Source organism: Aliiroseovarius sp. B-4 (genome assembly GCF_056857795.1).
This window is the reverse complement of record NZ_JBSXNV010000024.1, coordinates 46,199-61,106: the sequence shown is the minus strand read 5'-3', so window position 1 is coordinate 61,106 and position 14,908 is coordinate 46,199. Positions and strand designations below refer to the sequence as shown.

The following is a 14,908-nucleotide window of genomic DNA, read 5'->3' as shown; positions in this document are numbered from 1 at the left end:
CAAGGCGATAGCCCGCCAAAACCGGGTCTACCCACACATGGGTGACCGCCCCCGTGACACGCCAAATCGGACATGGCCATCGGCCAAAGAAAACTACCTCGATCGATTGGCAAGACCTTCGGTCCAAGCTGTCAATAGTATCGCCGCGGATTGCGCTCCTGGATCGACATGTCCCAGAACGCGCTCACCGAGCTTCTGCGACCTTCCCTTCGAACTCATCATACCGGCCGTTTTGGCTGCGCCCGCTCGCGCGGCTTGGCTGGCAGCGCGGAGGCAGTGCATGGTCGATGCGCCGTCGCGCGCACACGCGAATGCGGCGTCAGCGGCAGGACGCCAGACGTCGAGCATGGTTTTCTCGCCAGGTTTGGTCTGTCCACGCTTCGCGATGCCCCGGGCCAGCCCATCGAGCCATTTGGCCACCGACATTGCATCCAGATTCAGCCGGTCGGAAACGGCCTGCCCAGCGGACTGAAAACCGGACGCGTAAAGAGGCCCGGCGGATGCGCCGACAGCTTCAAGGAAAACTTCGGAGATCCAGTCGCAGAGTTCGGTGATCGTCACCTCGGGCCCCTCCTCGGTAAGCGCGTCCAGAACCGCCTTCCAACCGATTTCCATCGTGACTCCATGGTCCCCGTCGCCGATCTTTCCGTCGAGCGCGCAGAGCTCGTCGCGTGCGGCGAAGATCGCCTTGGCGCCAGCCTGCATCATCCCGCGAAACGCATCTGGCCCGATGTCGCCCTCGGTTCTCAAGGTTTCGCGGTCGATGGACTGCGAACCGCGTGGGGCTACCCTGATGCGTGAGCGGTCGGGACGTGTGGCTGTGGACCTTTCCGATTGCCCGACCCGAAGCGCAGGTGTCTCGCAAGGATAATCCAGCCAGCCCAGAAGGTCCGGATCCAGCCGCATCAGGGTGATCGATGCGCCCTCCATATCCAGCGACGTGCAATATTCCCCCACCCAACTCTTGTGGATGTCGATCTGCTTGTCGGAGAGGACGGTCGCAACGCGCCGGTGCAAGAGATAGAGCTCCAGAAGCGACGTCGATCCCAACCCGTTCACAAGCACAGCGACGCGGTCGCCGGCGGCAAGCTCCAGTTCATCCATGATCGGCGCCAGCAGGCGGTCGGCGACAGCATCGGCGCTTTCGGCCGGGCCTCGCTCGATGCCGGGTTCGCCGTGGATGCCCATGCCGATTTCCATTTCCCCCACGGGCAATTCGAAATTGGGGCGCCCGGTCTGCGGCAACACGCAAGCCGAAAGGGCCACGCCCATCGTCCTGGTCGCCGCATTGGCCCGTGTCGCGGCGGCCTCGACTTCGGCCAAGCTCGCCCCCTGGTCCGCGGCGGCGCCGGCGACTTTAAACACGAAGAAGTCCCCGGCTATCCCGCGTCTCTCATCGGTCTTGTCCGGCGGTGCCGAGGCAATGTCATCGGTCACGACAAAGGACTTCGCGGAGATGCCGTGTTCGGCTAGGCCCTCTGCCGCCATGCCGAAGTTCATCACGTCTCCGGTGTAGTTGCCGTAGAGAAACAGGACGCCCTCACCGCCATCGGCGGCGAACGCGGCGTCCATGATCTGCGCCGGTGAGGGTGAGGCAAAGATATTGCCCAGCGGTGCGGCGTCCGCCAGGCCTTTGCCGACGTAGCCTGCAAATGCAGGTTCATGGCCGGAACCGCCGCCGACGACGATGCCCACCTTGCCGTCTCGGGGACCACTTCGCGCGACGATGGCCCGCCCGGTGTCACCCTCGATACAAAGCAGGTCGGGATGCGCCAAGATCATGCCTTCGACGAGATCTTCAATCAGCCGGTCGGGGTGGTTGATCAGCTTGCGGTGATTTTCCGCCATCTTGCGAGCTCCTCTCTCTGTCGCCCTCAAAGTCTAGGTGGACGCCGTGTCGGTTAGCAAGATAAGCCGAGACCGCGTCCAGTTCCGCTTGTTCGCGCTCGGCGGACCAATCTAGTGCCCCCCCCGCGACGGACGCGATGCGGCGGCACAGGGACGGAGTGAGTTGTCCGCTGATCGCAAGTGGCGTCCGGCGCAACAGTATGTCTGACAGATGCACAACGGACTCGTTCCGCGCGATCCAGTCTATCTCGGGTTCGGTATATTCGGGCGCATCGACAAGGTCGGTCGGCTTCGGTCCTACATGCGCTGCAATGTCCCTGGCCGTCGTGCCGTAGCGCTCCAGCAGCGTCGCGACGCGCTTGCCTAGGGCGCCCGTGGCCTGAGCGGTCGCGGTGACCCACGCAGCGCGTGCGTCTTCCGTGCGCGGCATGTCACGCCCGCCGCCGATCGGCATGTCGTCGGTCGCGCGCCGCCGCGGCTGGCCCAGTTCGGCCAGCACCGTGTCGCTGACCTCGGCGGAAAACGCGCGGAACGTGGTCCATTTGCCGCCGACCAGGGAGATCACCGGGAAGGGCCGATCCGGCGTCGCCGCTGCCCTTGGTGCAGAATGATCGCGGCTGATGAGGCCCGGGGCCACGCCCTCGGAATTCGGCAGCGGGCGGATGCCGGCATAGGCAAAGACGATCTGATCGCGGTCAAACGCCAGACCCGGCAGGAGATCGCGCAGGCTTTGCAGGAAATACGCGGTTTCGGCGGCAGTGCAGAACGCGGCATCAGGGTCGTCGGCGGGAATATCGGTGGACCCGACCAGCGCCCGCCCCTGGAACGGCACGACCAGAAGAATGCGCCCGTCGTCGGCCTCGAAATACAGCATCCGGCCCTGCAACTGGCGCAGCAATTCCGGGTGATCGAGCAGAATATGAGCGCCCTTGGTGCCGCCGATCAGGCGGGTGTCGAGACCAAGCCGCGCGTTCACTTGGTCGATCCAGGGACCGGCAGCGTTGACCACCATGCGCGCCTGCACGCGCCGCTCTGACCCGTCGGGAAGAGACAGCGTGATGGCGCCGTCCTGCCTCCCGGTCACAGCGCACCAGTTCAGCGCCTCCGCATCGGGAGACATTTCAAGACCGTCCTGCACCAGTTCCAGCACCAGCCGTTCCGGCGCGGTCACGGCGGCGTCGTAATACGTGCCAAGCGCCTTGATCCGGGTCGTCAGGGCCGGAATATCGGCCAATGCACGGCGCCGCCCGATCATCCGGTGTTTCGGCATTTGCCGTGCCCGCGCGCCATAGAAGTCGTACATCGCCAGACCGGCCTTCACCAGAAGCGCGCCACGGCTGCGCGGGGCCGCTGTCGATCCCAGCAACGTGCGCAGTGCCGCGGTGACGCCCTTGGTCCAGGACAGGATCGGGATCGCTGTGGGCAACGGTCTGACGAGATGCGCGGCGTTCTTCAGCAAGAGATTGCGTTCATAGGTCGACTCGGACACCAGCCGCAATTCGCCGGTCTCCAAGTATTTCAGCCCGCCGTGGATCAGGCGAGACGGTGCGGCGCTGGTGCCGGATCCGAAATCGCCCTTGTCGACGATCAGGCACTTGAGGCCTTGGGCGCAGAGATCGCGGAACACGCCCGCACCATTGATCCCGGCACCGATGATGACGACGTCGAAATCATCGCCCGGGGTGTCAGGCATCAGGCGCCCTCCGGCCAAGCGCTTCAAGCGCGTTCAGTTGGTCCCATGTCCGGGTAAGGGAACTCGCGACATCGCGATACACCCGAAAGCGGTGCGCGTAATGGGCGGCGCGGTCGGGCGAGGGGAGATAGGTCGTGGCCGAGCCGTCGATATCGCGCGGATCGGCATCGAACCGGGCAAAGGCACCGACAGCGGCCCCTGCACAGAGCGCCGCGCCCCAGGCGGCAGCCTCGTCGGTGTCCGTCACGGTGACCGGCATGTCGAGGATATCCGCAAAGAGCCGCGCCACGGTGGGATTGCGCGAGGCGCCGCCGGTCAGGCGGGCTTCGGTCAGGCCAAAGCTGTCGCGCAACACGTCGACGTGTTCGCGGTGATTGAAGGCGACGCCTTCCAGCAGGGCGGCCAGCATATCGCCGCGCCCGTGCCAGCCGCGCAGGCCCAGAAACCCCGCACTGGGCGCGGCACCCATGGGCGAGCCAAAGAGGTATGGATGATACAGGACCGACGAGGGGCGCGCCAATGCGGCATCGATCTCGGGGCCAAGGCGTTCGTGGATGGCAGCCCCGTCGGTCGCCCGCTCCGCTGCGCAAAGAGTGTCGAGAAACCAGTCGTAATTCGTGGCCGAGGCAGGCGAGATCGCCATGTTGTTCCACTGGCCCGGTTCTACGGCGCTCCGACAGAACCAGCGGGCGTCGATATGGGGGGCGTCAGAGACGCATTCGTTGATCGAATAGGTGCCCGCAACGATGCCCGCAACACCGGGCCGATGCGCACCGATCCCGAGCGCCGATGCCGTCACGTCATGCAGTCCGGCGGCCACGGGCGTGCCCTCGGCCAACCCCGTGGCGCGGGCCGCTTGCGGGGAGATCGCACCGACAATTTCGGCGGAAAGCGCGACTTCCGCCAAGGCTGGCTTCAGGTCGGAGAGGCCGAAGATGGCGAGCGCTTCAGTGGAGTATGACTGGCTGTGGGTTTCTGTGAAGGAGGTGCTGGCCTCGGTGCGGTCGGTGCCGATCCGCCCGCTCAGGCAATGGCAGAGCCAGTCCTTGCAGGACAGGACATGCCCGATCCGGGCAAAGCGGTGGGGTTCCTCGCGCTTTATCCAGGCCAGCAAGGCGGAGGGGGCGGAGACATGCGGCACCTGTCCAGTCAGTTCTAGCGCCGCAGCGTTTGTGCCATCGCTCTGCCAGTTCTCGATAATCTCCATCGCCCGGCTGTCCAGCGACAAAATACCCGGCCCCAGAGGTGTGCCCTCCCTGTCAAGCAGGTAGAGCCCGTCGCCATGTGCTGTCGCGGCGACGGCAATGATCCGGGTGGGGTCCGTGCGGCTGGTCTCCAAAACGTCGCGGATCGCGGCTGTGGTCTGCTGCCACAGTTCCGCCATATCGCGTTCGACATGGCGCGCCGCGGGTTTCAGTTGCGGCACGTTGCGTCGGCTGACCGCGATCTGGGCGCCTTCGAGATCGAAGAGTACCGCCTTGGTGACGGTCAACCCGTTGTCGATTGCGAGGATCCTGTCCATGCCGTGCCTGCGCTAGGATCGGGTGTTGTCCGGAACCCCGTGGGAGGCCGGGGTTCCGGGGCTGGGCCTGTGGCGTCGCTGAGCGTGCTCAGGCCTTGTTATACTTCGCATCGACCTCGTTGATCGCGTTTACGTTCCCGGCCGAGCGGCCCTCGGGATCGAAGGCGGTCGACAGGAAGGCGTCGGCGATGTCCTTGGCCAGTTCCGGCCCGATGACGCGCGCGCCCATGGTGATGATCTGCGCGTTGTTCGAGGTCGAGGCCTTGGCCGCCGAGTACGTGTCGTGGCACTGCGCGGCGCGGATGCCGGGGATCTTGTTGGCGGACATCGCGACGCCAATGCCGGTGCCGCAGATCAGGATGGCGCGGTCGTAGCCACCCGCCATCACCGCGCTTGCCACGCGGTCCGAGAGGTTTGCGTAGAACGGATCCGGCCCGTCACTGGTGCGCGAGATCTCGGCGACCTCGTGCTTGTCGTTCAGGTGGTCGGCGAGAATCTTGGCAAGGCCTTCGCCGGCGCTATCGCCTGCAACTGCGATTTTCATGTCGTTTTCCTTTCGGGGTCAGAGGGCTGCGGCGCATTTGGCAAGGATGTCGAGGTAGCCCGCGACATTCCAGGCCGAGCGCCCGATGAAGAGCCCGTCAATATACGGGCACTGGATGAGTTCTTCGCAATTGCCGGGATTGACCGAACCGCCGTAGAGGCAGGGCACGCGGCGCCCCAGCACGGTTTCGGCAACTGCGATGATCTCACCCTGCCGGTCGTCGGCATAGTCCGAGGTGGCGGGGATGCCGTTCTCGCCGATTGCCCAGACAGGTTCGTAAGCCAGCAGGATCGGCGCGGACTTCTGGCTGTCGTCCAGCTTGCCCAGAGCACCGTGCACCTGTGCCTTCAGCACCTCCCGCGCGCGGCCGCCTTCGCGTTCTTCCAGCGTCTCGCCGATGCAGATCAGCGGGATAAGGCCGTGGCGCACAGCGGCCTCGGTCTTCAGGCCCACGGTCTCGTCAGTCTCTCCGAAATGCTCGCGGCGCTCAGAATGGCCCAGTTCGACAATATCCAGCCCGCAATCTGTCAGCATCAGGGGCGAAACCTCGCCGGTCCACGCGCCCTGGTCGGCCCAGTGCATGTTTTGCGCGCCGACCTTGACCGAGCATTCTGAAAGGATCTGCTTGGTCTCGCGGACAGCGGTAAACGGCGGGATCACGAAGCGCTGGATTCGCGGGTCGCGCTCGATGTCCGCCGCGGCAAGGGCCTCGGCAAAGGCCTGAGCTTCGGCCAGGGTCTTGTTCATTTTCCAACTGGTTCCGATCCAGTATTCCGTCTGGGTCATGCAGGTGCCTTTTCAGTGTCAGCCAGGGTCAGTGTCAGCCCCGCGCGGTCGAGTGCTGCGCGTGCTCCGGGGGCGGGGGCGGTATCGGTGATGATGTGGTCAAAATCCGCCAGCGCAGCGAGCCGGTGCAGGGCCGCGCGGCCAAAGCGCGCGTGATTGACCAGCAGGACACGGACGGCGCCCTGTTCCATCATCGCCTGCTTGGCGCGCACCACGCTGTCGTCCATGTGAAAGACTTCGAGCCCCGACACGGCAGGCGATGAGATGAAGGCGATGTCCGCCCTGAGCCCCGCAAGGGCGTCCTCGGTCACTTTACCCAGATATGCATTGAACTTGGCGGAATAAACCCCGCCAAGCGCAATCAAGGTGATGCCGGCCTCTGCTCTGAGCGCGTCGATCACCGCCGCGTTGTTGGATATGACCGTGAGCGGGCGCTTCGCGACCAGCAATTTGCCCAAGATTGCGGCCATGGAGCCGTCGTTGATCATCACGCTCATGCCCGGTTCCACAAGACTGAGCGCGGCCTCGGCCATGGCGGTCTTGGCCGCGCTGTCCTGGCGTTCGCGGAACCGGAAATCGCTTTCGAACTGGGTGCCCGAACGGATCGTCGCGCCGCCGCGGATCTTGCGCAAAAGGCCCGCGGTTTCGAGATCGTCGAGATCGCGGTGAATGGTCATGCGCGACACCTGAAAGCGGTCCGACAGGCTGTCGAGATCGACTTCGCCCTCGGCCACCAGCAGATCCATGATCGCTCGTTGTCTGTCGTCGCGCTTCACCAGAAGTCCTCCTTTTCGTAACATCTCATATCACATATCTCACGTCAATGATGTTATTTTGAGGTTTCCTGTTGTGATAATTTGCTGGTTGGGCTACCAAGTCGCCACATCAGGAGGACCACATGCCCAAAGATTCGCTCCCCCCGCAGATCGCCGAAAAAGCAGACCGCGACCACGAGGGTTTCGCGCTGGCCAATTGTATCCGCGCGCTGTCCATCGACGCGGTTGAAGCCGCGCAATCCGGCCATCCAGGCGCACCGATGGGCATGGCCGATGCGGCCACCGCGCTGTTCCGCGATCACCTGAAATTTGACGCCTCCGCTCCCGACTGGCCCGACCGTGACCGGGTCGTGCTGTCCAACGGCCATGCTTCGATGCTGCTCTATTCCCTGCTGCATCTGACCGGATACGCCGACATGACGCTGGACCAGATCCGCAACTTCCGCCAATTGGGCGCGAAAACCGCCGGACACCCGGAATACGGCCATGCCAAGGGTATCGAGACGACAACCGGCCCGCTGGGGCAGGGCATTGCCAGCGCTGTCGGCATGGCAATGGCGGAAAGCGCACTGGCGGCGGAATTTGGCGCCGACCTCGTGGATCACCACATCTATGTCTTTCTCGGTGACGGCTGCTTGCAGGAAGGCATCGGGCAGGAAGCGATTTCGCTGGCAGGCCACCTGGGTCTGGGCAAGCTGATCGTGCTCTACGACGACAACCAGATCACCATCGACGGCCCGACCTCTGTATCGTTCTCCGACGATGTCCCGGCGCGACTGGCCGCCTGTGGCTGGCACGTGCTTGGCTGCGACGGTCATGACATTCCTGCGATCAGCCGGGCGATTGCCGAGGCGAAAGCGGAAACCGGCAAGCCGACGCTGATCGCCATGAAAACCGTGATCGGCTTCGGGGCACCGAACAAGGCAGGCACGGCCTCTGTCCATGGCGCGCCGCTGGGCGCGGAAGAGGCCGCCGCGGCCAAGGCTGCGCTGGGCTGGGATGCCGCGCCGTTCGAGATCCCGGCAAATCTTGCAGCGGACTGGCGGGCCATCGGAGCGAAAGGTGGGCAGGCGCGTGAAGAATGGGAGGCCCGGCTGGACGGTTCCCCGCAGGCCGCGGAATTCAACCGCCGCATGGCACGCGTCTTGCCCGAGGGCTATGACGCCGCCGTCAAGACCGCCCGCGCCGCCTTGTTCGAGACGCCACAGAAGGTGGCAACCCGCAAGGCAAGCCAGATGGCGCTGGCCGCGTTGGCCCCCGCGCTGCCAGAGCTGATCGGCGGGTCCGCGGACCTGACCGGATCGAACCTGACACGGGTTCCGGCGGTGGACAGCCAGTTCTCGGCGGACGCACCGGGGCGTTATGTCGGCTACGGCGTGCGCGAATTCGGCATGGCCGCGGCGATGAACGGGATGAGCACCCACGGCGGGCTGATCCCCTATGGCGGCACCTTCCTGGTGTTCTCCGACTATGCGCGCAACGCGATCCGCCTATCGGCGCTGATGGGCGTGGGCACGGTCTATGTGATGACCCACGACAGCATCGGACTGGGCGAGGACGGCCCGACCCACCAGCCGGTCGAGCACCTGGCGTCGCTGCGGGCAATCCCGAACCTCTTCACTTTCCGCCCCGCGGACGCGGTCGAAACGCTGGAATGCTGGGACATCGCAATCCGGTCGCGCGGCACACCGTCGCTGCTGGCGCTCAGCCGCCAGAGCGTGCCGCAACTCAGGCTGGAGGAAACCGGCGAGAACCTCAGCGGCCGGGGCGCCTATGTGATCCGGCACTTCGGCGAGGTCCGCGACCTGACGCTTCTGGCCACCGGAACCGAGGTCAGCCTGGCGGTCGAGGCCGCCGAAGCGCTTGCGGACCGCGGCCTTGCCGTGGCGGTCGTGTCGATGCCCAGTTGGGAGCTTTTCCAGGCACAGTCCCGCGACTACCGCGACAGCGTCCTGGGCAGTGCCCCGCGCATCGCGGTCGAGGCGGCGGGCAAGTTCGGCTGGACCCGCTATGTCGACGGCGAAGACGACGTGATCGGCCTGGAAGGCTTCGGCGCCTCGGGCCCGGCGGAGGACCTGTATCAGACCTTCGGCATCACCCGTGAGGCCATCATCGCACGGGCGGAAGCCTTGGTCGAACGGGAGGCGTGCCAATGACGGCACCGCTGATCCTTGCGCAGGATGGCCCGATTTCGGCACCGGCGCTGACGCAACACCTGGCCCGATGGGCCGGACAGGACGACAGCCGACACGCGCTGGCGGCATTGCTGACGGCCCTGGCCGAAGGCAGCATTCCCCTGGCGGGCCGCCTGGCGCAGGGCCATCTGACCGGCGATCCGACCACCGTGCTGGGCATCAACGATTCCGGCGACAAGCAGAAGGCGCTGGACATGGCGGCCCACGACCATTTTGTGGCGCTCCTGCGCGGGTTTTCGGTCGCACGCATCCTGTCGGAAGAGTCCGACACGGTGATCGAGCTGGACCCAACCGGCCGGTTCGACGTAGCGATGGACCCGATCGATGGCTCGGGCAGCATCGGCATCGGAGCCCCGCTGGGCGCGCTCTTCGCGGTTTTTCCCGCGGGCGAGAGCTTCCTGCGTCCGGGGCGCGAGATAATTGCTGCGGCTTATGTGTCCTTCGGCCATTCCGTCGACTTCGGGTTCAGCGCTGGGGACGGCGTATCCATCGCGACGCTCGATCCGGCCAGCGGCGTCTTTCACGTGGACACCACGGATGTCCGGATGAAGGACGATACCACGACAATTGCCTTCAACGCCTCGAACCGCAAACGCTGGCTGCCCGGGTTGCAGACCTATGTGTTCGACCTGCTGGAAGGTGCCGAGGGGCCGCGGGGACGCGACTTCAACATGCGCTGGATCGCCGCCGCGGTGGGCGACCTGCACCGCATCCTGCGCCGCGGCGGGCTGTTCATGTATCCGGGGGACAGCCGTCCGGGATATGAAAACGGCTTCCTTAGGTTGGCCTACGAGGCCTTTCCAATTGCCTATCTCATCGAACAGGCCGGGGGTGCGGCAACGGACGGCACGAGCGCCATCCTTGATCGGATCCCGGCGCATCTGCACGACCGCGTACCGCTGATCTTCGGCAATCGCGGTGAGGTCGCCACTGTCGGCGACTACCTCGCAATCCCGGAACATCAGGAGACCTAACATGGCCCGAATCACATTGCGCCAGCTTCTCGACCACGCCGCCGAACACGACTACGCAGTGCCCGCTTTCAACATGTCGAACATGGAACAGGGGCTGGCCATTATGGCCGCCGCCGACGCCACCGGTGCACCGGTGATCCTTCAGGCCAGCCGTGGCGCGCGGGCCTATGCAAACGACGTGGTGCTGGCCAAGCTGATCGACGCCCTTGTCGAGGTCTACCCGCACATTCCGGTCTGCATGCACCTCGACCACGGCAACACCCTTGCGACTTGCGTCACCGCGATCCAGCACGGCTTTACATCGGTCATGATGGACGGCTCGTTGAAGGAGGATGGCACGACGCCGGCCGACTATGCCTACAACGTGGCGGTGACCCGCTCCGTGGTTGAAATGGCCCATGCCGCAGGCGTTTCCGTCGAGGGTGAACTGGGCGTTCTGGGCTCGCTTGAGACTGGCATGGGCGATCAGGAGGACGGCCACGGCGCCACCGAAAAGCTGAGCCATGACCAGTTGCTGACCGACCCGGAAGAGGCCGGGCGTTTCGTCGCGGACACCGGGGTCGATGCGCTGGCCGTGGCCATGGGCACCAGCCACGGCGCCTACAAATTCACTCGCCAGCCGGACGGGGACGTGCTGGCGATGGGCGTGATCGAGGCGATTCACAAGCGACTGCCGAACACGCACCTGGTGATGCACGGGTCGTCCTCGGTGCCCGAGGAACTGCGGTTGCTGATCAACGAGTTCGGCGGCGACATCAAACCGACCTGGGGCGTCCCGCTGGAAGAAATCCGGCGCGGCATTCGCCATGGCGTGCGAAAGGTGAACATCGATACCGACCTGCGCCTTGCCGCCACCTCGGCCATCCGCAGGACGCTGGTCAGCACGCCGTCCGAATTCGACCCACGCAAATACCTCAAGCCCGCGATGGACAGCATGAAGGCCGAGTGCGTCCGCAAGTTCGAAACCTTCGGCACGGCAGGTCAAGCCGAGCGCATTCGTGTTCGTGCACTGGCCGAGATGGCTTCGGCCTACTGAGACGGACGAAAGGAAAGACATCCATGAAATTCTTTGTCGATACCGCTATTGTCGCGGATATCCGAGAACTCGACGAATACGGACTGCTGGATGGCGTCACCACGAACCCGTCGCTGATCGCCAAATCAGGCCGCGACTTCAAGGAGGTCATCGCCGAGATCTGCGCTCTGATCGACGGCCCTGTGTCTGCCGAAGTAGCGGCGATGGATTTCGACGGCATGGTCGCGGAAGGCGAGCATCTGGCCAAGATCGCCGACAACGTGGTGATCAAGCTGCCGCTGACGCTCGACGGCTTGAAAGCCTGCCGCCATTTCACTGCCAAGGGCATCAAGACGAATGTCACCCTATGCTTTGCCGCCAATCAGGCGCTTCTGGCTGCGAAAGCGGGGGCCACGTATATTTCGCCCTTCGTCGGGCGGCTCGACGATCTGAACATCGACGGGATGGAGCTGATCCGCGAGATCCGGGTGATCTATGACAACTACGGGTTTCAGACCCAGATCCTCGCGGCCTCGATCCGGTCCGCCAATCACGTCAAGGAGGCCGCAATGGCCGGGGCGGATGTGGCCACCATACCGGCCGGGGTGATCAAGGGGCTGGCCAACCACGCGCTGACCGACAAGGGGCTCGATCAGTTTGCCGGCGACTGGGCCGCGACCGGACAGACAATCCTGTGATTGGCGGCCGCGGCCAATCCCGATCAGACGGGTTTGGCCGCGGCATCGCCCAGCAGCACCCGTGCCGTGCGTTCGTCGGTAATCAGGCCGGACAACCGCCCGCTGTTCAGAACCGCGCGGATTGGCGCAACTTTCTCGGGTCCACCAGCCAGGGCGATGATCCGGTCGTCGCGCGTGGTGTCGAGCGAAACCGCCAGTGTCCGCGAGGTCAGCGGGGTTTCCAGGGCGCGGCCTTCGGGGTCGAAGAAATGCCCCAGCATTTCGCCGACGCCGCCCGCCTGGGATATCGCCTCGATCTCGGACGGTTCGATCATTCCCGAGGTGACCAGTTGGGTTTCGGCCTCGACCGTGCCGATGCCGACGATCTTCAGCGGTGCGGTTTCGGCCAGTTGGAACACCTCGGTCACGCCGCGCTGCGCCAACAGCACCTCGCGGTCCTCGCTGGTATTGGCAAAAAACGGCACCGGCATCACGTAGGCCCGCGCGCCGGTCTTTTCCGCCAGCAGGTGCATCACGTCATGAGGGTTGGCGGCGAAGTTCCGGGTCAGCCCGCCCAGCAGCGACACGAAGCTGAGGCCCGTCGTGCCAAACCGGGGCATGGCGCGGACCGCCTCGGCCAGCGTGCGGCCATGACCGATACCGATGGTCAGTTCCTCGCCGCTTTCCATCCAGCGCCTGAGCCGCGACGCGCCCGCCAGACCGAGTGTGCGGAAGGGGATGCCGTCTTCTTCAAGGTCGGGTGCGACCTCGCAGGTCTCAAGCCCGTACTGCGTGCAAAGCATCTGTTCGAGTTCGATGCACTCGATGATATCGCCCTCGATCGAGACCTTGACGGCGCCTTCGGCCACGGCCCGGGCGATCAGGCGGTGGGCCTTGACCGAGGGCACGCCGATGCGCTTGGCCACCTCGGCCTGGCGCAGCCCTCCCACGTAATGCAGCCAGGCGGCGCGGATCGCCAGGGAATGCTCGGCATCTCCCGAACCGCGGTCTTTCGCCATATCACCTCCTCCGCTTTTGCGACGCCTATCGCGCCTGTTCCATGATGCCTGCCAAAACCGTTTCGTCCAGTGGAGCCGGGTTTGCCTTCATCGACGAAGAGCTGGCCGCCATCGCGGCTGCGCGTGCCCGGTGGGGGCACGTCACGCCCTGCGCATCAAGCCCCGGCAGGCCCGCTTCGCGCGCCCAAGCGTGGAGCGCCATGAATGCCGCGTCCGGTTCAATACTCAGAGCCTTGGCCAGGCTTTGGCGGACATGTCCGATGCGGCATGCGGTGGCACCACTGGCACGTTCGGCATTGGCTGTCAGCCCATGCGGCAGAAGCGCGCCGCAGATGGCGCCGTGCGACGCGCCCGACAGGCCGCCCAATGGCCCGGCCAGCCCGTGCACGACGCCCAGACCGGCATTGGCGAGGGCCAGCCCGCCGCAGAGGCTGGTCCAGGCCATGACGTCGCGCGCATCGGCATCTTCGTTTTGCATCAGGGTCATGAGCGCGGGCAGGCCGCAGTCAATCGCGGGACGGCAAAGCGCATCGGTCATCGGGTTGGCGCGGATGCAGAGGTAAGGCTCAATCACCTGCGTGATGGCGTCCAGACCCGAGGCCAGCGTAATGGCACGCGGGCAACCATCGGTCAGTGCAGGATCAATGACCGCGATGCGTGGCAGCATGCGCGCGTCCCGCAGCGACACCTTGCGCTGCGCGTCGGGCACCGAGATCACGGCGTTGCGGGTCACTTCCGCCCCGGTGCCTGCCGTAGTCGGCAAGGCGGCGAAGGGCAGCGGGGTTGCCTCGAGCGGCAAGCCTTGGCCGACGACTTCAAGATGATCATGCAGTGGCCGGTTGACGGGCACCAGCGCGGCGATGGCCTTGGCCGCGTCGATCACCGCACCGCCACCGATGGCAATGACCGCCTGCGCGTCGTGGTCGCGCGCCGCCGACACGCCGTATGCGATCAGATCGACATCGGGCTCCGCGGCGACGGCAATGGTCGACACCGCACAGCCCTGGGCTGTCAGCGCCTCGCACAGCCAGCCAGAGCGCGAGGCCGTCGCGCCATGCACCAGCAGAACCCGTTTGCCCAACCTTGCCAGATCGGGCACTGCCCGACCGGCTTCGCCCCGTCCGAAGCGGATGTCGGAGGCGGTAGCAAAGTGAAAGGCGGGCTGGGGCATGGCTCAGACCTCCAGGGCGGTGACCATCAGAACAGCATCCGCGGCCTCTTCGCCTTTCTTGACGAAATGGTCACGGAAGAATCCGATGTGCTCGGCCGTCGGCTGGAAGTGATGCGGCGTCAGCGAGACCGAGAATGTCGGCACGCCCGTGTCCAGTTGCGCGCGCATCAGACCGTCCACCACGGCCTGCGCCACGAAATCGTGACGGTAGATCCCGCCATCGACAACCAGCGCGGCGCAGACGATGGTGTCATAGCCGCCGCCTCGGCCCAGTTTCCGCGCCAGCAACGGCATTTCGAAAGCGCCCGGCACGTCGAACGGCGTGACTTCGGCTGGCCTACCGGCATCGGCCAGGCGCTTTTTGAACCCGACCAGCGCCTGATCGACGATCTCGGCGTGCCATCGGGCCTTGATGAAGGCGATTTTGAGTGTGTCAGTCATGGAACCATCCTTTGCGTTTCAAAAGTGGTCCCAAGGCGATTCCAGCCGTGCGGGCGTGGGGGCCCGACGGCTGGTTCTCTTCCATCCGGACTTTAACCGTCGGCCCCGGACTTTCACCGGTGTCTGCTTGACCCCTCCGGATTGCTCCGAAAGGCGCTCGCGGGCTGTCACCGCCGGTGGGGAATTTCACCCCGCCCTGAGAACAGGTGTCAAATGACAAGATTTGCCGGAATTGGCAAGCGCATGT

General features: G+C 65.1%; 13 protein-coding genes and 1 riboswitch. Of the genes, 4 read left to right on the top strand and 9 right to left on the bottom strand.

Annotation, left to right across the window (positions count from 1 at the left end; genetic code table 11):
- Positions 1 to 93: 93 nt before the first annotated feature.
- From dhaL to AC13C8_RS01585, 6 genes are all read right to left on the bottom strand, one after another.
- A complete protein-coding gene (dhaL, locus tag AC13C8_RS01610; RefSeq protein WP_482846194.1) occupies positions 94 to 1,848 on the bottom strand; it encodes a dihydroxyacetone kinase subunit DhaL in 1,755 nt (584 codons plus the stop codon).
- Positions 1,799 to 3,541 carry a glycerol-3-phosphate dehydrogenase/oxidase gene (locus tag AC13C8_RS01605; protein WP_482846193.1) on the bottom strand — a complete coding sequence of 581 codons (1,743 nt, stop codon included), beginning with the start codon at positions 3,539 to 3,541 and terminating at the stop codon, positions 1,799 to 1,801. Before AC13C8_RS01605 ends, dhaL begins: the two co-directional genes overlap by 50 nt.
- Positions 3,534 to 5,063, bottom strand: coding sequence for an FGGY-family carbohydrate kinase (locus AC13C8_RS01600; RefSeq protein ID WP_482846192.1), 1,530 nt, complete (start codon positions 5,061 to 5,063; stop codon positions 3,534 to 3,536). Before AC13C8_RS01600 ends, AC13C8_RS01605 begins: the two co-directional genes overlap by 8 nt.
- 88 nt (positions 5,064 to 5,151) lie before the next feature.
- Positions 5,152 to 5,607 carry a D-erythrulose-4-phosphate isomerase gene (derI, locus tag AC13C8_RS01595; RefSeq protein ID WP_482846191.1) on the bottom strand — a complete coding sequence of 152 codons (456 nt, stop codon included), beginning with the start codon at positions 5,605 to 5,607 and terminating at the stop codon, positions 5,152 to 5,154.
- Between the two features lie 18 nt (positions 5,608 to 5,625).
- Positions 5,626 to 6,393 (bottom strand): triose-phosphate isomerase, encoded by a 768-nt coding sequence (locus tag AC13C8_RS01590; protein ID WP_482846189.1) that lies wholly within the window; start codon positions 6,391 to 6,393, stop codon positions 5,626 to 5,628.
- Entirely contained in the window at positions 6,390 to 7,169 is a 780-nt protein-coding gene (locus tag AC13C8_RS01585; RefSeq protein ID WP_482846187.1) for a DeoR/GlpR family DNA-binding transcription regulator, read from the bottom strand. Before AC13C8_RS01585 ends, AC13C8_RS01590 begins: the two co-directional genes overlap by 4 nt.
- 122 nt (positions 7,170 to 7,291) lie before the next feature.
- Here AC13C8_RS01585 and tkt point away from each other — a divergent pair, with 122 nt between their 5' ends.
- Genes tkt through fsa form a run of 4 tightly spaced genes read left to right on the top strand, consistent with a single transcriptional unit; the run spans position 7,292 to position 12,051 of the window.
- Entirely contained in the window at positions 7,292 to 9,325 is a 2,034-nt protein-coding gene (gene tkt, locus AC13C8_RS01580) for a transketolase (protein ID WP_482846186.1), read from the top strand.
- Positions 9,322 to 10,338, top strand: coding sequence for a class 1 fructose-bisphosphatase (locus AC13C8_RS01575; protein WP_482846184.1), 1,017 nt, complete (start codon positions 9,322 to 9,324; stop codon positions 10,336 to 10,338). The genes tkt and AC13C8_RS01575 overlap by 4 nt, the downstream gene beginning before the upstream one ends.
- 1 nt (position 10,339) lies before the next feature.
- Positions 10,340 to 11,374: a class II fructose-bisphosphate aldolase gene (gene fba, locus AC13C8_RS01570; protein ID WP_482846183.1), complete on the top strand. Its 1,035-nt coding sequence runs from the start codon at positions 10,340 to 10,342 to the stop codon at positions 11,372 to 11,374.
- Between the two features lie 23 nt (positions 11,375 to 11,397).
- On the top strand, positions 11,398 to 12,051 hold the full coding sequence (gene fsa / locus AC13C8_RS01565; RefSeq protein ID WP_482846181.1) for a fructose-6-phosphate aldolase: 654 nt from the start codon (positions 11,398 to 11,400) through the stop codon (positions 12,049 to 12,051).
- A gap of 23 nt (positions 12,052 to 12,074) precedes the next feature.
- Here fsa and AC13C8_RS01560 read toward each other — a convergent pair whose 3' ends face one another.
- From AC13C8_RS01560 to AC13C8_RS01550, 3 genes are read right to left on the bottom strand one after another with little or no spacing between them, the layout of a single operon-like run.
- Positions 12,075 to 13,049 carry a sugar-binding transcriptional regulator gene (locus AC13C8_RS01560; protein ID WP_482846179.1) on the bottom strand — a complete coding sequence of 325 codons (975 nt, stop codon included), beginning with the start codon at positions 13,047 to 13,049 and terminating at the stop codon, positions 12,075 to 12,077.
- 25 nt (positions 13,050 to 13,074) lie between these two features.
- Positions 13,075 to 14,220, bottom strand: coding sequence for an iron-containing alcohol dehydrogenase (locus tag AC13C8_RS01555; RefSeq protein ID WP_482846178.1), 1,146 nt, complete (start codon positions 14,218 to 14,220; stop codon positions 13,075 to 13,077).
- A gap of 3 nt (positions 14,221 to 14,223) precedes the next feature.
- Positions 14,224 to 14,661, bottom strand: coding sequence for a 6,7-dimethyl-8-ribityllumazine synthase (locus AC13C8_RS01550; protein WP_482846177.1), 438 nt, complete (start codon positions 14,659 to 14,661; stop codon positions 14,224 to 14,226).
- 69 nt (positions 14,662 to 14,730) lie between these two features.
- Positions 14,731 to 14,869, bottom strand: a riboswitch (FMN riboswitch).
- Between the last annotated feature and the right edge of the window lie 39 nt (positions 14,870 to 14,908).